Annotated in this window: 20 protein-coding genes; 3 read left to right on the top strand and 17 right to left on the bottom strand. The window is 38.9% G+C overall.

The annotated features are described in order from the left end of the window. Nucleotides 1–21: 21 nt before the first annotated feature. A complete protein-coding gene (gene nth / locus FFM57_RS00200) occupies nucleotides 22–681 on the bottom strand; it encodes an endonuclease III (RefSeq protein WP_137598507.1) in 660 nt (219 codons plus the stop codon). After that, on the bottom strand, nucleotides 678–1,400 hold the full coding sequence (locus FFM57_RS00195) for a DnaD domain protein (RefSeq protein ID WP_137598506.1): 723 nt from the start codon (nucleotides 1,398–1,400) through the stop codon (nucleotides 678–680). The genes nth and FFM57_RS00195 overlap by 4 nt, the downstream gene beginning before the upstream one ends. A gap of 147 nt (nucleotides 1,401–1,547) precedes the next feature. Here FFM57_RS00195 and FFM57_RS00190 point away from each other — a divergent pair, with 147 nt between their 5' ends. Together FFM57_RS00190 and FFM57_RS00185 are read left to right on the top strand one after the other, a co-directional pair. Further along, nucleotides 1,548–2,441, top strand: a complete 894-nt coding sequence (locus FFM57_RS00190; protein ID WP_137598505.1) for a mechanosensitive ion channel family protein — start codon at nucleotides 1,548–1,550, stop codon at nucleotides 2,439–2,441. 20 nt (nucleotides 2,442–2,461) lie between these two features. Further along, nucleotides 2,462–3,358: a magnesium transporter CorA family protein gene (locus FFM57_RS00185; RefSeq protein WP_137598504.1), complete on the top strand. Its 897-nt coding sequence runs from the start codon at nucleotides 2,462–2,464 to the stop codon at nucleotides 3,356–3,358. Between the two features lie 65 nt (nucleotides 3,359–3,423). On the opposite strand, the gene FFM57_RS00180 is transcribed toward FFM57_RS00185, so the two are convergent. The 6 genes from FFM57_RS00180 to FFM57_RS00155 form a co-directional block, all read right to left on the bottom strand. Beyond that, nucleotides 3,424–3,957, bottom strand: coding sequence for a hypothetical protein (locus tag FFM57_RS00180; RefSeq protein ID WP_137598503.1), 534 nt, complete (start codon nucleotides 3,955–3,957; stop codon nucleotides 3,424–3,426). A 203-nt stretch (nucleotides 3,958–4,160) separates the two neighbouring features. Continuing rightward, the gene (locus tag FFM57_RS00175; RefSeq protein WP_137598502.1) at nucleotides 4,161–5,435 is read right to left on the bottom strand and encodes an ABC transporter permease; all 1,275 of its coding nucleotides are present in this window, start codon (nucleotides 5,433–5,435) and stop codon (nucleotides 4,161–4,163) included. Further along, nucleotides 5,435–6,109, bottom strand: coding sequence for an ABC transporter ATP-binding protein (locus FFM57_RS00170; protein ID WP_137598501.1), 675 nt, complete (start codon nucleotides 6,107–6,109; stop codon nucleotides 5,435–5,437). Before FFM57_RS00170 ends, FFM57_RS00175 begins: the two co-directional genes overlap by 1 nt. Nucleotides 6,110–6,486: 377 nt before the next feature. After that, on the bottom strand, nucleotides 6,487–7,689 hold the full coding sequence (locus FFM57_RS00165) for a site-specific integrase (RefSeq protein ID WP_137598500.1): 1,203 nt from the start codon (nucleotides 7,687–7,689) through the stop codon (nucleotides 6,487–6,489). 59 nt (nucleotides 7,690–7,748) lie between these two features. Beyond that, nucleotides 7,749–7,952 carry a DUF3173 domain-containing protein gene (locus FFM57_RS00160; RefSeq protein WP_048720931.1) on the bottom strand — a complete coding sequence of 68 codons (204 nt, stop codon included), beginning with the start codon at nucleotides 7,950–7,952 and terminating at the stop codon, nucleotides 7,749–7,751. A gap of 141 nt (nucleotides 7,953–8,093) precedes the next feature. Continuing rightward, nucleotides 8,094–9,326, bottom strand: coding sequence for a replication initiation factor domain-containing protein (locus FFM57_RS00155; protein ID WP_137598499.1), 1,233 nt, complete (start codon nucleotides 9,324–9,326; stop codon nucleotides 8,094–8,096). Nucleotides 9,327–9,487: 161 nt separating this feature from the next. On the opposite strand from FFM57_RS00155, the gene FFM57_RS00150 reads away from it, so the two are divergent. Further along, the gene (locus tag FFM57_RS00150) at nucleotides 9,488–10,300 is read left to right on the top strand and encodes a helix-turn-helix domain-containing protein (protein WP_048720937.1); all 813 of its coding nucleotides are present in this window, start codon (nucleotides 9,488–9,490) and stop codon (nucleotides 10,298–10,300) included. A gap of 273 nt (nucleotides 10,301–10,573) precedes the next feature. Here FFM57_RS00150 and FFM57_RS00145 read toward each other — a convergent pair whose 3' ends face one another. The 9 genes from FFM57_RS00145 to FFM57_RS00105 all read right to left on the bottom strand — a co-directional run bounded on the left by FFM57_RS00145 (nucleotide 10,574) and on the right by FFM57_RS00105 (nucleotide 17,765). Beyond that, on the bottom strand, nucleotides 10,574–10,810 hold the full coding sequence (locus FFM57_RS00145) for a thioredoxin family protein (RefSeq protein ID WP_048720939.1): 237 nt from the start codon (nucleotides 10,808–10,810) through the stop codon (nucleotides 10,574–10,576). 24 nt (nucleotides 10,811–10,834) lie between these two features. Continuing rightward, on the bottom strand, nucleotides 10,835–11,821 hold the full coding sequence (locus FFM57_RS00140; RefSeq protein WP_137598498.1) for a permease: 987 nt from the start codon (nucleotides 11,819–11,821) through the stop codon (nucleotides 10,835–10,837). 23 nt (nucleotides 11,822–11,844) lie between these two features. Continuing rightward, the gene (arsC, locus tag FFM57_RS00135) at nucleotides 11,845–12,261 is read right to left on the bottom strand and encodes an arsenate reductase (thioredoxin) (protein ID WP_137598497.1); all 417 of its coding nucleotides are present in this window, start codon (nucleotides 12,259–12,261) and stop codon (nucleotides 11,845–11,847) included. Next, on the bottom strand, nucleotides 12,258–13,334 hold the full coding sequence (arsB, locus tag FFM57_RS00130; RefSeq protein ID WP_029487212.1) for an ACR3 family arsenite efflux transporter: 1,077 nt from the start codon (nucleotides 13,332–13,334) through the stop codon (nucleotides 12,258–12,260). The genes arsC and arsB overlap by 4 nt, the downstream gene beginning before the upstream one ends. 21 nt (nucleotides 13,335–13,355) lie before the next feature. Then, nucleotides 13,356–13,649, bottom strand: coding sequence for an ArsR/SmtB family transcription factor (locus FFM57_RS00125; RefSeq protein ID WP_005471753.1), 294 nt, complete (start codon nucleotides 13,647–13,649; stop codon nucleotides 13,356–13,358). A gap of 299 nt (nucleotides 13,650–13,948) precedes the next feature. Next, nucleotides 13,949–15,022 (bottom strand): ABC transporter substrate-binding protein, encoded by a 1,074-nt coding sequence (locus FFM57_RS00120; protein ID WP_137598496.1) that lies wholly within the window; start codon nucleotides 15,020–15,022, stop codon nucleotides 13,949–13,951. Continuing rightward, nucleotides 15,019–15,852: an ABC transporter permease gene (locus FFM57_RS00115; RefSeq protein WP_137598495.1), complete on the bottom strand. Its 834-nt coding sequence runs from the start codon at nucleotides 15,850–15,852 to the stop codon at nucleotides 15,019–15,021. Before FFM57_RS00115 ends, FFM57_RS00120 begins: the two co-directional genes overlap by 4 nt. After that, a complete protein-coding gene (locus FFM57_RS00110; protein ID WP_137598494.1) occupies nucleotides 15,852–16,661 on the bottom strand; it encodes an ABC transporter permease in 810 nt (269 codons plus the stop codon). Before FFM57_RS00110 ends, FFM57_RS00115 begins: the two co-directional genes overlap by 1 nt. Nucleotides 16,662–16,673: 12 nt before the next feature. After that, entirely contained in the window at nucleotides 16,674–17,765 is a 1,092-nt protein-coding gene (locus FFM57_RS00105) for an ABC transporter ATP-binding protein (RefSeq protein WP_137598493.1), read from the bottom strand. Nucleotides 17,766–17,863: the final 98 nt, after the last annotated feature.

Genomic DNA, 17,863 nt, shown 5'->3' with positions numbered 1-17,863 from the left:
AGCCGAACCTTTTTTGCGTGGTTATTTTCCATTTTGTTGCGCGACATATTTTTGTCCAAAGTTACAAGTTTCTAGCAATGGACAAGTTATACATTGCGGTTTGCGAGCCGTGCAATGATAGCGACCAAAGAAAATCATCGTGTGATGGTCTTGCACCCACTGACTTTCCGGGAGTGCCCAACGTAATTTCTCTTCTACTTCTAAGACGCTGGCTTTTTGCGTAACAAACTGCAAGCGTTTTGAAACCCGTTCCACATGAGTGTCTACAGCAAAGCTAGGAATGTTAAAAATTTCGCCCCGGACGACATTCGCCGTCTTACGCCCCACCCCAGGGAGTTGAATTAATTCTTCCATACTTTCTGGTAACTGATCGTGATAGGTGTCGTGGATAATTTTCGCAGTAGCAATAATGTTTTTGGCTTTGCTTTTATACAGGCCAATCCGTTGAATCTTTGCTTCCACCGCTTGTAAAGGCGCTTGCCCTAAACTTTCGGCATCCGGAAAAGCCGCAAACAAACCAGGCGTCGCCAAATTTACCGAGACATCGGTGGCTTGCGCACTTAAAATCACCGCCACTAAAAATTGAAAGGGCGTCGCTGCTTTCAATTCGGTAGCAGCGTGGGGGAAAAGTTCTTGCATCGCCAAAAGACAAGCCTGAATACTTTTTTTACTGCGGGTCATCTTTGTCCCTCCTCTGTTCCTTTGGCCCAAGGGACAAAAGGAATTTCTGGTAAGTCGGCTACTTCAGTATTCGTTTGTTGCGCCTTTTTCTGGTCGATTTCTTTTTGATGGCGCTCTTGTTCTACTTGAACTTGACCTTTCGTCGTGATATTTTTCTTTTGCCAACTCAAAAGAATCCGATCCATATATTTTAAACTAAAAGCTTGGTTCAAGACAGCCTCTTTCAAGGCTAACTGAATCAACTCCACACTATAATGATCTACTTCCAGCCACTGCGTTACCGTCTCTAATTCAAAAGGCGATAAATTGCGACCAAATTCTTGTTGAAACATTTGAAAAAGTTTTTGCTGCTCGCCTTGTTGTTGCTTTTGGCTAGCAGTAGCTTTTTTTTGCGCCAAAAATTTTTCCAAAGTAGCAAAGATTAACGTCAAATCGTAACGATCATATTTCATTTTATGTTGGTCTTGATATGTCGTAATCGTCAAACAATTCTTTTCTTGCAATTGCGACAGTAACTGATAGATTTCGTTAATGCCTTTCCCGGTTTTTTGACTTAAGACCTCTGGCGCTGGAAAAAAATCGCCAGCTTGTTGGAAGCGAAATAATTGAATCAATAATAAACACTGGGCGTCCGTTAAGCCTAGCTCGTGATAATAATCTAATAAGCCATTACTTAAAGTCGTTTGCCCTAGCGCTAAATAGCTAGTTAAATTTAACATGGTCTTCCCTCACTTTTCATTAAGTATAGTCGAAATATCGTAAAAAAAAAAGCCGCACTAGGGACGAAAAATTATCGTAACTTGTTGGAAAACTTTTCATCTGGCAGTAAAATTGTTACAATTGACCATGAATATAAGGAGGTCACTATGAACACCACAGATTCTACTGGCAACGAAATTATCCAACAAACCCAAGAAAATTTTAGCGCTTGGACTAAATATTGGCAAAATATCGATTGGGATAAAATTTTAGGCATCATCATTAGTAAGGGGATTACCCTGCTCCTTACCACCCTGATCTTTTTACTCCTCTTAAAGGGCGGGAAAAGCATTATTCACCATGTTTATCTTCGCTATCTACACAAGCAAGATCGGCCCCAAGCTCGCACTAAAACCATTCGCACCCTCTTAGATAATCTTTACGTTTATACGTTGTATTTCTTTTATCTGTACGCGCTACTTTCCATCTTTGGTGTGCCGGTAGGTTCACTCATTGCTGGGGCGGGGATTGTCGGGATTGCCATTGGTTTAGGTGCGCAAGGTTTCATGAACGACATCATTACCGGTTTTTTTATTTTGTTAGAACGCCAATTAGATGTGGGGGATTATGTTAAACTTTTAAACATCAACATTGAGGGTACGGTAACCTCAGTGGGGATTCGTACCACGCAGTTGCGCAGTTACGACGGCACGGTACACTTTATTCCCAACCGCAATATTACCACCATTAGTAATTTGTCTCGCAGCAATATGCAAGCGATTATTGATATTCGTATTTTACCCGAAGAAGGTTTGGATAAAATTGCTACTTTAATTGTTGATGTCAACGAAAAATTAAAAGTAGAGTTCCCAGAGATTACCGATGGCCCTAACGTCTTTGGCTTAGTGGATTTAGGAAACGGCAACTTTGCTTATCGTACCATCCTTTATACCGTGAACGGCCGGCAAGCCAGCACCAAAGAAGCTTTTCTAAAAGCTTATGTGGAGGCTTTGACTCAAGCTGGTTTCACAATTCCCAATAATATTATTCCGGCATCTTAAACAGAAGGAAGGCAGAGCAGATGGAAAAAATTCCTTTTCACAATAGCGAAAATTTTTGGATTACGGTTGATGGCAGTGACGTTGCAGCCATTGCCAAAATTAGCACTACTTACCAGCTCTCTGATGAATTGATTTCTTATTCCCTTGACCAACACGAACGTGCGCGGGTGGAATACGATAGTCTGGCAGAAACTTTTCTATTAATTTTTAATGTTCCCCACCAAACGAAAACCAACAATCATTACGAGACTTCCCCGCTTACTTTTATCGTGAAGGACAATTTATTATTTACGATTGTCACAGATCGTACCGCCTATGTGCTACCCTTGATTCGCAATATTTTAGCAAAAAATACCAGCACGGGCACCTACAGTCTTTTATTCCACGCTTTGTTTGTCATTTCCGATGGTTATTTTCCTTTAGTAGCAGAAGTCAACGCGCAGCGCACGCTTTTAAATCATAAGTTGCGAGAAAAAACGACGAATAAACACCTTTTAGAGCTCTCTGACTTAGAGATTGGCTTAGTCTACTTAGTGAGTGCGACGCGGCAAAACGCGGGGCTCTTAACGCAATTTAAAGCGTTAGAAGTTTACCGCAAACTAAATGCTAGCGAAAAAGAACAATTGGACGACGCTTTGATTGAAGCCAACCAAGCCGTGGAAATGATTGATCTAGCTTCAAAGATTATCGAACAGCTCCAAGGAACTTACAATAACTTGTTAAACAACAATCTAAATGATACCATGAAATTTTTAACAGTCTGGTCGCTACTGTTAACTATTCCCGCCATCGTAACTGGCTTTTTCGGCATGAACGTCGACTTGCCTTTCACGAACCTCGGGTGGGGAGTCACCGTTTTAATTTCTCTGAGCTTAATCATTATGATGATTATCGCCATGTGGCGGAAGATTCGCTAAGTAAAATATTTTTTTAAAGTCCCACAAAATTAGCAGCAAAACGCTAATCTTGTGGGACTTTTCTGTTAAACCTTAATTTTCTGTCCTAAATATTCTCCTGTCAAATTTTTAAAAGTAGGTAAGCGATAGATTTCCTGACAAGAATAGCCAAGTAAATATTCCGTGGAAGCAAGCGGCCAAGTAATTTTCTTTTGCCGTCTACTTTGCACTAACTGTTCTGCCAATTGCGGATAACGCTCTAGATAACAATAAGATTGCGGGGCCACAAATCCCTCATTAAAGTTACGCGCAGTAGTTAAGGAAATGGGCTGTTGAAAAAGACTTAACTGTTTTATTGGCATGGCCCAGCGTGCACCCTCTTCCGTTAAAATTTGCAAGCGGGATTTTGTTTTTTCATCTGTCGTTTCCACCAGCAATTGATTTAAAGAAATTCTTTTCCCCACGGTGAGTTCCCCCACAACTGCTTTCATTGGTGAAGACAAATAAAGATAAACTTGGGAGACATCAGCAGGAAAAGTGTGCCGGTATTCAAAGCGTTTTAAGCCACTAAGGAGAGCGGGAAAAACGGTGGGGCGCAAACTTAAAATAATCGTTTTCATCAAAATCATCTTCCTAACTTTACCAGAACCATTTCCTGGTAAAATATTTATTATGCTATGGTCCTTAGTATATCTTTTCCAATTGAACGTGACTAGTAACAACGTAAAAGAAATATTACCGCAACGTTGAAAATGATTTCCATCATAAAAAGCTAGCCAATTCCCCTCTCTTCAAGACGAATCAGCTAGCCGGCAAAATTTTTTTATTCGTATCTTAAAGCTTTAATAGGATCCAATCGTGCTGCTCGGTTGGCTGGTAACGTTCCTGCTAGAAAAGCAATCAACATAATCACTGCCACAATAGCAAAAATGGCCGAGAAATTAAATTGTACTAATTGAAAGCCATCTAAGCCAGTAAGAAAAGAATCTGTCGCAATTTTATTTAAAAGCGCTCCACCACCTAAAGCTGCAAGAACGCCTAAAGCTGAACCCCAAAAACCGATTAACAGCGCTTCAATGCTGAAAGAAGCAAATACTTTAGCACGACCCATTCCCATTGCTTTCATCAAACCTATTTCTCGCGTACGATCTTGTACCGACATAAATAAGGTATTGATAATACCAAAGCTAGCTGCTAGTAAAGCAATTCCTCCAAATAAGGTTAACACCCCAGTAATCGCATCTACAGTAGAGTGAATCATCCCCACTTGATCAGCAAAGGTGCTGGCATTATACCCAGCGTTAGCTAAAGTATCTTTCATTTTTGCGACATTTTCATCGGTGGGGTTCTTAACTACCGCCGTTACGTAATAATATTGTCCTTGCATCGCTTTTGGCAAATCTGTTTGATTAATTGCAATGAGTTTTTCAGCTAACGCTTCACTCACCACAGCATCACCATTATTGACAATGCTCGGATTGCGCACCCCTACAATGGTTGCCGTTACCTCTTCTTGGACACCCGTGGCTTGGGACGAGACCCCAAGATGCACGCTTTGATTTAGTGCTGCTTTAGGAGAATCGTAGCCTAATGCCTTGACGTAGTCTGGTGAAATATCAATTTCTAAAGCATTTCCATTTTGTGATACTTGCTTACCTGTTTTTAAATCCACATCAATACCATCCGTATTAGAAGCCGAGAGGACAAATTTTTTCCCCCAAGCACCAGTGATGTAATCCACTGAAAAATATTCTCCTGGTTTTACTGTTGTTAAGCCTGAAAAATTTTCTAAAGCAGTGAGATCCTTTTGGCTAATCATACTAGCCGCTTCAGCACTACCCGTTTCCGCATGATACTCAGCTGGCCCATCAGTTGTTGCTGTCGAACTCCCTTCCGTTTTTTTGACAATTTGTAACAAATCATTTCGTCCGACATTATTAATTTGTTTATCAATATAATCGTTGACCCCAATTTTAATACCAATCGTCATGGAGATTGTAAAAGCTCCAATAAAAATAGCAATAATTGTTAAAATAGTCCGTCCTTTATTCCGCCATAAATTTGTGCTAGCTTGTCCAAGACTGTCTTTGAATTTCATCAGGCTACCTCCACGAGTCCGTCTTTAATTTTTATTTGTCGATCACAACGCGCCGCTAAATCTGGATCATGAGTAACAATGATTAAAGTAATTCCTTGATCCTTATTTAATTTGAATAAAAGTTCCTCTACCTTTTCGCCGGTGGTGGAATCCAAATTTCCCGTGGGCTCATCAGCAAAAATAATTTCAGGTTGATTGACTAGCGCTCGGGCGATACAAACCCGTTGCTTCTGTCCTCCTGACAAGTCGTTTGCTTTGTTTTGGGCTTTATCTGCAAGCTCCACAGCAGCTAGTGCCTGCATAGCCATGGCTTTTCTTCTTTTTCCGGTGATACCCGCAATTTTTAATGGTAGCACGACATTATCCAACACCGTATCTTTAGGATTCAAGAAAAATTGTTGGAAAACAAAACCAAACGTTTCATTTCGTAATTTATTCAAAGCTTTTTTCTTAATCGCTGTTGTCTCTTCCTCAAACAATTTACATTCGCCACTAGTCGGTTGATCTAAAAGCGCAAGGATATGCATTAACGTAGACTTCCCCGAGCCGCTCTTGCCGATAATTGCAACAGACTCGCCCTTTTCAATCGTCAAGTCCACACCTTTTAACGCTTGAAAAGCGGTGGGACCGGAACCGTAACTTCGTACAATTTGTTTTGCTTCAATAACTTTCATGTTGCTCCTCCTTATGTTTGCTAACAATTCACTTGTTATCTTAACCTAGCAAAATCCTAAAGGAATCAGCCATAAGACCTACTTTTACTTAGAACTTTGGTCTGTTATATCACCTTTCACTACTATTTTTTTTTAAAGTTTTAAAAATATTTTCCGGCTATCTTTATATTTCACAGTCATTTAATCGCCAAAAAAGACTCGCACAAAAGTTATGCGAGTCTTCATCTTATTTCTCTAAAAAGGACAGTTCTTTTTGTCTGTCACGCTACTTTCATTGAGGAGTACCCTTACTTACGATACATCTTAAACAGGAGCAACTCAACCAAAAACACTGGTACGAAAGCATTTGTCTGTCTTCTGGTAGCGTAGTGGAAAACTCAGACTGGCAATAAATCGTCATTTTTCGAAAGAATAGCGCCCTCTTGAACATAATCAATAGCGTTAACTACTTGTTGATCTGACTTTGCATATAAGTGACCGTAAGTTCCTAAAGTAATTTGAATATTCGCATGGCCCAATCGTTCTTGAATAGATAGCGGTTGAATATTCTGCTCAATTAGAAATGCAACATGAGAATGTCGTAGCGCGTGAAGCTTAATCGGTTTGACGCCCGCTTTTTTAGCAGCCTCTTTTAACCAGTTTGCAAAAGAATAAGGTGGCGTAAAAGTTCCGTCCAACTGAGCAACATATTCAAAATTTCCAATTCGTTTTTGCAAGTCATACCATTGTCTGAGCTTTAAGGAAAGCTTCTTCCCCATCCCAATCGTTCGATAAGCGCATTTAGTTTTTGGAGTCGAAAAATACCAATCATTTTTTGTATTATAAATTAGTGTCTTCTCAATCGTTATCGTGTTTTTCTCGAAATCTACATTTGACCAAGACAAAGCTTCAAGTTCTCCAATCCGAATGCCAGTATAAAAGAGCATTTCATACACAATCTTCCGATGGTGGGTTTGAATCTTATCGTCCTTCAATTCATTCATCACTTTTAGAAACTCACTGTGTTCCCAAAACTCAACTTTCTTATTCTCAGAGGGAAGCGAAGAAACATCTTCAACGGGATTTTTAGCAATCACCCCCTCTTTAACAGCCCGATCCAATACAATCTTTAAGTGTCCCCGAATCCGATTGATATAAGACTTTGATAACGTTTCGCCATTGACTTTTTTCCGTGAATTACGTGACTCTGTCTGGCTTAGTTCAAATAGCCAATCCTCAATATCGTGACTTGTAATATCTCGAACACGAAAATGATAGAAAAACTGCATTCGCTTTTCGAATATAAATTGCGCATTCTCATATGTTTGACTTTTCACCTGTCTCTCATACCATTTTACAAACCTATCCTTGTAAAACTCTTCGAAAGTCATTTGATTGGTAGAACACAGTTGATTAGGAACTGTCTTGTTAAAATCATGTGTTTCCATGTACTTGTCATAAGCAATTTTGGCATCTTTTTGTGAAGCATAGCCTCGTTTAGTCTTCTGAACCTTTCTTCCATTTTCATCTATACCTAGATATGCTCGAAAGAACCATTTTTTTGTTTTTTTGTCTTGATAAATATTTTTAATTTTTGGCATCGTACCATTCCTCTCTATACTCGAGAAAAGCTACTTTAATTGTACCGCGCTTGTACTGTTTATTCCGCAACTTGTACGTGGAAAAGATGTTCAATCACTCGAGATGGTACCACACCAACTTGGCGATTGTTATAAAAATCTATACCTTCAACCCTTGCAAGATACGTTTTGCTCTCTTTAATCATTCGTGCAGCTTGACTAGGTTTAAAGCCCATCTCTATCAAAATTGCACGATTTACCATGAAATCACATTTTGTTTCCATTCTCTCACCCCCTGATACTTTACTCCTTTTAAATTAATCCTCTTTATAATCAATTGTTTCTCATTCAATGGTTGTGTTATACTCGTCTTGTCGAGGCGGAGTACGTTGCACAACTTGTTGTGTAAGCAGTACTTTGCTTTTTTAGTAGCTTGTTTTCTCATTTGATATACTTTGTAGTTTTCGTTCATAATACTCAACCTCCTCCTGATAATATTCTGGGTCTGCCTTCATATTTTGGAGAAGTTTAATCTGTCTTGGATTCATTTCTCCTTGTTCAATAATCAAAGACAACAAGGAAGAATGAAACGTTTGATCCACTTGTGCTATAAAAGCTAGCGATGGCGAAACACCATGAATTAACCAATTCATACTTTTCTCAAAGCTTTGAGGAATTGTCTCTAAAGAAATAGTGATTGCGCCATGATTGCCAATAAAGGCTGCCCATTTTTTATCAACTTTTGCACCTGGATCATTTGGATCACGGTCATAAAAACAAACTGCTCCATTAAGTAACTCAAAGAACAGTTTGGTTAAATCATGGGATCTTGAAATAATCTTTGCCAAGCTTTGTGCTTTCTCTTTTCGATACCGTAGTTCAAAGCGATTTTTCACTTCTGCCTCTTCAAGTGGTATTCCTCTTCGCTTTCGTTGTTCATAATCCTTCTGATAAAAACAAAAGCGACATTGACTCTTCTTTGAGCCTAAATACAAGGTCTCGCCATTTGATTCATTATTTGTGATATCCGTCCCGCCATGAGATTCACTCACTTGAAACGTGGTCCATACATGGCCTAGTGTTACCTTACGCTTAAGTTCTGGAATGCTGAGACTCCCCACAAAATCATCTAAAGTAAAATCAATCCGTGTAAAGTTTCCCTGATAATCTAATACCTTACGGAAGAACTCTTGCCAGTTTGATTTTGCGGTCTTCAAACGCATGGCAAGATGTTTACAGCCTTGACCTGAAAACTCCATTATGGTTCCTTTAACCGTATCGTCAATGGAATACCGAATCGTGATTACTTGATTCCAAACATATTGCCCAATATAGCCCTTTGGTGCATAATCCAATTCCTCAAAGCGTTCAATAGGCATGCCAATAATCTCTTCAATCAACTTTAAATGTTGATTCGAGAAAAAGTGAATGGTTAGATAATCAATCAAAACACGATTAACTGGAACAATCTCTTCTTGCAAACTATCCAATACAAGATTCAGTTTTTCTTCACTTAATCGTCTCGTTCCTTTTTCTACTTTCGATAATAACGATCTCGAAATTCCCACTTTTTCTGCTAAATATCGCTGGGTCCACCCCCTTTCTTCTCGAGAAACTCGAATGGCTTCACCGAGATCATGTTGATTAACTTGGTTCATAGACAAACCTCCTTCTGCTATTTACTTGTCAAAGAACCGATAGACTTATTTTAAGTACGAATCAATTGTACGCTTGTATTTATTTTAAGTCAATAGATTTTGACTTTTTTTAAGTACACAAGTATACTGAATTTAAGAACTCATCATGAGGAGGAGTTTTCATGGAGATAGACAAGCAAGCAGTTGGCAATCGAATTCGGCAGATTCGCCAAGAGTTAAAGTTGAGTATGGAGAAATTTGGCAAACTAATTGGTGATTTACCGCGAAGTACAGTCAATAACTGGGAACGTGGGATTAACCTTCCAAAAACCGAAACCCTTCACCAAATTGCAGAAATAGGCCATGTCACCAACGAATATCTTTTGTATGGTGAGCAAGAAAACCAATACATTTTAGAAATGCTTCAAAAGAAGGCAGGTAAGCTTGATCCTAAGATTGAAGGACTGATAGTAGACGAACTGAAACAAGCAGATCTTGTCAGTGAAAAAGAAATGGATCGAATGGTTGAATTTTTTATTACAAACCTCGTTCCACCAACTGAACAAGATCAGTTTACTTTCCAATGTATCGACGAGAAAAAGCGGCTTTACCTTGGTTCAACCAATTTTGGTAAAGAAGCGCAGCTCTATTTACACCATGACAATCAAAATCATATTCTGCACATGATGCCCTTTACCTTCTCCAACTTTAGTGTGGATCGCTTACTCGTCTATTTAGCAAATCAAGAATCCTATTCCTATTTTGGGAAACATTTGCCCAAGAAACTAGTAGAAAAAGCCATTCTTCTATACTCAATCAATCAATCAACCGGGGATGTGCGAATTGCTCCGTTGGTCTATTCAAAAGAAACCGCTTCTTATCAGTACACAGAGGACAATCAATACCTACTAGAACAGCAATATCTCTATCTACCATTCGTGATGGAAGTCGAGAAAGAACGTCTGTTAAACGCAGCGTATCCATCATCAAAATAAAGTGACAAGCTCTATAAGCATGTGACAAAGAAAACACTGCTAGGACACTCCCAAATGGGTAGTTGTCCCAGTTTCCTGTTCTTTGTTAGCCCCCTGTTAGAACCGGGGGCTTTATTCATGCAGTCCGGCTGCGCCTCCCTGCAATAGACAAAACTCCAGATCGGGTAATTCGCTTGTGGCGAAACCCGACCTGGAGTTTGTCTTTACAGTATTATTTTATGCTTCTTTCGAATATCTCCAAACATTCAGTGATTTATCTATCTTTGATCTCTTTTAAGCCTCTTGCAATAACTCCTTGATTTCCTTTGGTTTTGCAACTCGGCCACTAACAACTAATTTATCATCAATAATCAGTCCTGGCGTCTTCATCACACCAGCTTTCACGATTTCAGCCATATCTTCGACTTTTGTAATTGTCGGCGTAATGCCTAACTCCGACACTGCTGTTTCTACATTTTCTTTTAACTTTTGACAGTTTTTACAACCTGGACCTACAATTTTGATTTCCATAATTATCTAATCCCCCTTAACTTTTTATAAAGCTATACTATTGAAAGTAAAGCCAATCAATAAAATACCTACAATACAAATTGTGATAAAGATTCCTAACAATTTAGGTTTAACCACTCTACTTAACATGATTAATGACGGCAAAGACAACGTTGTGACAGACATCATGAAAGCCATCAAAGTTCCCACTGGCACTCCTTTTGAGAATAGCGCTTCTGCTATTGGGAGAACACCAAAAATATCTGCATAAATTGGTGCCCCAATTAAGGTCGCAATAATCAGGCCAAACGGATTATTATTACCTAGGATGCTTTGAATAAAACTGGTCGGAATCCAATTATGAATGAGCGCACCAATCCCAACCCCAATTAATACATAAAGCCAGACTTTACTAGCAACCTCATTCACTTGCCCCCAACCATAAGCCATTCTTTTTTTTATGGTATAGGTTTCAACTTGGCTAAGACCTTCCTCCATCTCGCGAATATAATCTTGAATTTCATTCTCTAGGTGTAATTTATCAATGAGTGTACCTCCAATTACAGCTAGCAGTAATCCTAAAAGAACATAAGCTATCGCAAATTTCCAGCCGAAGAAAGACATTAACAGGATAATTGAGGCAATATCAACCATTGGTGAGGAAATAAGGAAGGAGAAGGTTACTCCTAACGGTAATCCAGCGGTTGTAAACCCAATAAAAATTGGAATGCTAGAACAACTACAAAAAGGCGTAACTGTACCCAAAAGTGCTCCCAGTAAATTCCCCTTCCAACCTTTTAAGCCACCCAACAATACTTTGGTTCTTTCAGGTGGAAAAAAAGTCTGAATAATCCCCATGACAAAAATTAATATCGTTAATAAGATAAAAATCTTAATTGTATCAAACAGAAAGAACTGAAGACTTGCCCCTATCTTGCTATCGATTGAAAGTCCAAAACGCTCAATTAATTTCCCCATCAAATCATTTAGCCAAACCATTTTCAATAATTGGTCGCTAATCCAAGTCCACATACCTTCCCCCACCCCTTTTTGAATTACACATTTAACTGCTTCGATAATTCAATCATTCTCTTTTCGATTTCATCTCTTGTGTTTCGGAAGGCACTTCTAATTTCTTCCTCAGATCCTTTTGCTTTAGCGGGGTCTACTAAATCCCAATGAAGGTGAGTGCTTTCCTTTGGAATCATGGGACACTTATCTGCTGCGTCACCGCAAAGAGTGATAATCATGTCGGACTGATTAAAGTAGTCCAAATCAATCAAATCAGATGTTTGATTCGAAATATCGATTCCAGATTCTTCCATTATAGTCACTGCTCTAGGATTCAGGCCGTGAGTTTCAACTCCAGCACTTCGAATCTCCCAAGAATCGTCTAAGTATTTTTTTGCAAATCCTTCCGCTATTTGACTTCGACAGGAATTACCTGTACATAAGAAATAGATTTTTTTCATTCATTTTCTCCTTTTGTTGGAAACCAATCTTTCGTTCCATTAATCAATTTTACTAATAACAACATAACAGGTACTTCTGTCAAAACGCCTACAGTTGTCACTAGAACAACTGGTGAATTGACACCGAAAAGCGTAATTGCTACGGCAACCGATAACTCGAAAAAGTCGGAAGCACCAATCAAAGCTGCTGGAGCTGCCACATTATGAGGCTGTTTTGTCCATTTACAAGTAAAATAAGCAAAGTTTGCGGTAATAATATTTTGTAAGACTAAAGGCACGGCAATCATGAGAACGTGAAACGGGTTGTTTAAAATAATATCCCCCTGATAAGTAAAAATGATTACCAATGTCAATAACAAGCCAATCGTTGTAATGGAGTCAAACTTTGGTAAGAAGCGATTGTTAAAGTAATCAATTCCCTTACGTTTTATCATGAAGTATCGCGTTAATGCCCCACCAACTAACGGTACTAGCACAAATAGTAGTACGGAGGCAAAGAGAATATTCCATGGTACAAACACATTATTTACTCCTAAAAGGAAGGAAACAATTGGTACAAATAGGACAATGATTAATAAATCGTTAATTGATACTTGAACCAAGGTATGCGCTGGATCACCTTTTGTAAGGTTTGACCAAACAAAAACCATAGCGGTACATGGCGCTGCCCCTAACAAAACGGCTCCAGCCACATAGTCTTTTGCTAAGTCTGCTGGGATAAAATTGCTAAAAACAACATAAAAGAAGAAAGAGGCTAAGCCAAACATCAAGAACGGCTTAATTAGCCAGCTTGTAATGCTAGAGATCATAATCCCCTGATATGTTTTTCGGACATTCAGTATTGATTTAAAATCGATTTTCATCATCATTGGGAAAATCATAACCCAAGTTAAAACGGCAATTGGAATATTTGTATTTAACACTTGATAGCTTTCTAATCGGTCTGCGACACTAGGTAAAAACTTTCCGATTAGCATACCTGCTGCCATACATAACAATACCCAAACTGTTAGATACTTCTCGAAAAAATTTATTGCAGGTTTTTCAGTTACTTCCGTAGATACATTATTCATTCATAAGACTCCTATCGCTTACTAGCTAATTGATTTTTCTTTGATAAGAAGTTCCTTCAAAATTACTAGGAAATCCTCAACAAAATCTTCCTGTAAAGCGTAATGATGCCATTGACTTTTTTTCGTTACTTTGACAATTCCTGCCTTCTCTAAAAGCTTCATGTGGTGTGATAATGTCGGTTGAGTAAAGTCAAAATGCTCCAACACTTCACATGCACAAAGAGAGTCAGCTGTAGAAAGTAAGTCAACAATTTTCAGCCTTTTTGGATCAGCTAAGGCTTTCATGATGGTAGCAATCTGTTCATAGTTTTCCATGGAGGACCTCCTATTGAATTGTATATAGATAATTATCTATATACAATATAGATAATTATCTATATACGGTCAAGCGTTTCTGTCTTTTTATTTTCAACATCGTCTGGTAAAAATCTCTATCGTAAAGCTCTTCTAGTAAAGTATCTCTGGTAGAAAAACGTGGTAGAAAAAATAAAATAACACAAAAAAAGCGGCTTTTCAGCCGCTTTTGGTAGAAGATTGGAAAACTCAGATAGAATAAAGACGATTTTTAGCTTTTTAGAACGTTGATAAATCCCCATTCTCGCTGAGTTTTGCCATTATCTCCTGTACATCTTAAATTCTAGAAATTTATCATTGTAAATGCCTAGGTATTCTGGCCCCAAGTTTTGATAGACTTCCAAATGGGAAATGACTTCATCATCTGGATAAAATTGTGGATCGCTGGTAACTTCAGGATCCATCAGCTCAAGCGCTGTCTTATTTGGCGTCGAGTAACCAATGTATTCGGCATTTTGCGCTGCATTTTCGGGATTCAACATGAAATTAATAAACGCATAGGCACCGTCAATATTTTTAGCAGTCTTGGGCATAACAATATTGTCAAACCATAAGTTACTAGCTTCAGTAGGAATAACATAATGCAAGTGTTCGTTCTCATACATCATGTCGGCAGCTTCCCCGGAAAAAGTTACCGCGACAGCTGCTTCTTCGTTAATCATGTACATTTTAATTTCATCCGCGACAACTGCTTTAATATTCGGAGTTAGACTACTCAGTTTTTTAGCCGCTTCATTAATTTCCGTCATATTTTTGCTGTTTAAAGAGTATCCTAGCGAGTTTAAAGAGAGTCCTAGAACTTCCCGCGCACTATCAATCAGCATTACGCTATCCTTTAAGGCTGGGTTCCATAAATCATCCCAATGCTGAATGTCTTCAGGGGCGACAAACTTATCGTTATAAACAATTCCTAACGTTCCCCAGAAGTAAGGAATAGAATATTGATTGCCAGGATCGAAGCTTTGATCCAAGAAGCGCGCATCGATATTTTCTAGCCCCGTTAACTTACTGTGATCAATCGGGAGCACTAATTTTTCTTCCATCATTTTTTCAATCATGTACTCAGAGGGAATGGCGATATCATAAGCTGTCCCCCCTTGTTGAATTTTAGTAAACATCGCTTCGTTGGAATCAAATGTCTCGTAGTTCACTTTATAACCCGATTCATCTTCAAACTTTGTAATCAACTCTGGATCGATGTAATCTCCCCAGTTGTAAATCGTTACAACATCAGCGTTAGCTCGTCCTTTGGCATGTTCAATCCGATTAGCTCCCACGGTTAAAAGTAAGATGATTAAGATAATCCCTAAAAATAAAGTGTTTAGTTTTTTCATAGGAGGTTAGCCACCTCGCTTTGTGCTTTGCGGGAACGTTTTTGTTTTCTTGATAAGTTATCTTTACTAATAAAGTAGTAACCCACCACCAATAGTAAAGAGAAAACAAAGACTAAGGCGGATAAAGCGTTGATTTCTAAGCTGATTCCTTGGCGAGCCCGTGAGTAAATTTCAACGGATAAGGTAGTAAAACCATTTCCTGTCACGAAAAACGTTACCGCAAAATCATCTAAAGAATAAGTGAAGGCCATAAAGTAGCCGGCAATAATCCCCGGAGTCAAATAGGGTAAAATAATATTTTTTACTACTTGAAAAGTATTGGCTCCAAGATCTCTAGCTGCATCTACCATGGAGTCATTCATTTCCCGCAACTTTGGTAAAACCATTAAGACAACAATGGGGATACTAAAGGCCACGTGACTTAAAAGGACACTGGTAAAACCTAATGTTAAGCCTACCATCGTAAATAAAATCAAGAAACTGGCGCCAATGATGACGTCGGGTGAAACAAGTAAAATATTATTTAAGCTGAGCAGCGTCGTCCGCGTCCGTCTTTTTTTAGCGTAATAAATGCCCATGGCACCAAAAGTTCCTACTAAAGTCGCAATTAAAGCGGATAAGAAAGCTAGTTTAAAGGTGTCTAGCAAGATAACCAACAGCCGTGAATCTTCAAAGACCGCCGCAAAATTATCCCAAGTAAAGCCTGTAAATTCTTTCATGGAACCGCCAGCGTTAAAGGCGTAAAAAATTAAATAAAAAATTGGCAAGTAGAGTAAAACAAAAATAATAATCAAATACAGTTGTGTAAAGCTAAATTTTTTCTTTTTCATTAACGACGTCCTCCTTTGCGACTCTTTTCTCCTGTGAGGACCATGACAATGAGCATTGCGATAATTAAAACAACGCCAATGGTCGAGCCCATCCCCCAGTTTTGGGTCACTAAAAAGTGCTCTTCAATCGCCGTTCCTAAAGTAATGACGCGATTCCCCCCGATGAGTCGTGTCAACATAAATAAGGACAAAGAAGGAATGAAAACAGCTTGGATGCCGGCTTTTACTCCTTCTAAGGACAAAGGAAAAATGACGCGCCGGAAAGTTTCAAAACTATTTGCGCCAAGATCGCGGGAAGCCGACACTAAGGACGGATTAATTTCTTCAATCGCGTTAAAAATTGGCATAATCATAAAAGGAATTTCAATATAGGCCGCTACAAACATAAAGGAAAAATCGGTAAATAAAATTTGTTTCGGACCGATACCTAGAAAACTCAAAAAGGTATTCACTGAACCGTGGATACTGAACAAACCGATAAAAGCGTATGCTTTTAAAAGCAAATTAATCCATGTCGGTAAAATAATTAACATCAACCACAAATCTTTGTGTTTCGTTTTATTTAAAAAGTAAGCAGTAGGATAACTCACTAATAACGTAAACAGGGTAATCAAAAAAGCATACCAGACAGAATTGCCGGTCATTTTTAAATAGGTCCCTGAAGAAAAATAAGCCGCATAGTTACTCAAGGTAAACTGGCCATTCATATCAAAGAAAGACTGATAAATAATCAATAGTACTGGGGCAATGACAAAAAGCAACAGCCAAAGATAATAAGGAACTCCAAAAAAGCGTCTTGTTCTGGTCACGTTCTCTCCTCCTTACTCTTCGTAGCTTTCCAGCCGCGCATCAAAATCTTCTTCAGATTCATTGAAGCGCATGACGTGGATATCTTCAGGTTCAAAGGATAAACCGACTTTGCTACCTTCTTTGGCTTTACGAGTGGAATGAACCATCCATTCATTGCCGTCAGCATCGTAACAAATAATTTCATAGTGGACACCACGGAATAATTGAGTGTCGACTTTCACCACCAACTTGCCTTTTTCAGGCGTCGTAATGGATAAATCTTCTGGACGAATGACCACTTCAACAGGTTCATTAGGACGCATCCCCCCATCCACACATTCAAAAGATTTCCCGACAAATTCCACGCGGTAATCTTCCACCATGGTGCCGGCAACAATATTGCTTTCTCCCACAAAATCAGCAACGAAGTGGTTAATAGGTTCATCGTAAATATCCACCGGTGTGCCGGATTGAACAATCTTGCCTTTATTCATGACAAAAATCACATCACTCATGGCGAGTGCTTCTTCCTGGTCGTGGGTCACAAAAATAAAAGTAATCCCTAAGCGTTGTTGAAGTTCTCGTAATTCATATTGCATGTCAGTTCGCAATTTTAAATCCAGCGCTGACAAGGGTTCATCTAACAATAAAACAGAAGGTTCGTTGACAATCGCTCGGGCAATGGCCACCCGTTGCCGTTGTCCGCCAGACATTTCATTAATTTCACGATCCTCATAACCGGCGAGTTGCACCATCTTTAAAGCATCAATAACTTTTTTTTCAATTTCTTTTTTTGGCAGCTTTTTGATTTTTAAACCAAAGGCGACATTTTCAAAAACATTCATATGGGGAAATAAGGCGTAATCTTGAAAGACCGTGTTGACAGGTCGTTTGTTGGCTGGCACGTCATTGATGCGTTTGCCGTTAAAAAAAATATCCCCTGAGGTTGCTTCTGTGAAACCCGCAATCATCCGTAAAATCGTGGTTTTCCCACAGCCAGACGGGCCTAACAGCGTATAGAACTTCCCTTCCTCAATTTCAAAGCTAACGTTTTTCAGCACAGCATCCTGGGTGTCTTCGTATTGTTTCACCACATCTTGGAACGCGATAATCGTTTTTTCCACTTTTTCAACCCCTTTATCTTTTTTTGTGAAAGCTTGTCAAAAAAAGACCGTAATTTTGGTCTCGCAAATTAGTTTAACAGCTTTACAAAAATAAGCTA

Origin of the sequence: Enterococcus nangangensis (genome assembly GCF_005405245.1) — a bacterium.
GTDB lineage: Bacteria > Bacillota > Bacilli > Lactobacillales > Enterococcaceae > Enterococcus_J > Enterococcus_J nangangensis.
Note: the sequence above shows the minus strand (reverse complement) of the source record. Positions and strands in the feature narration are given on the sequence as shown.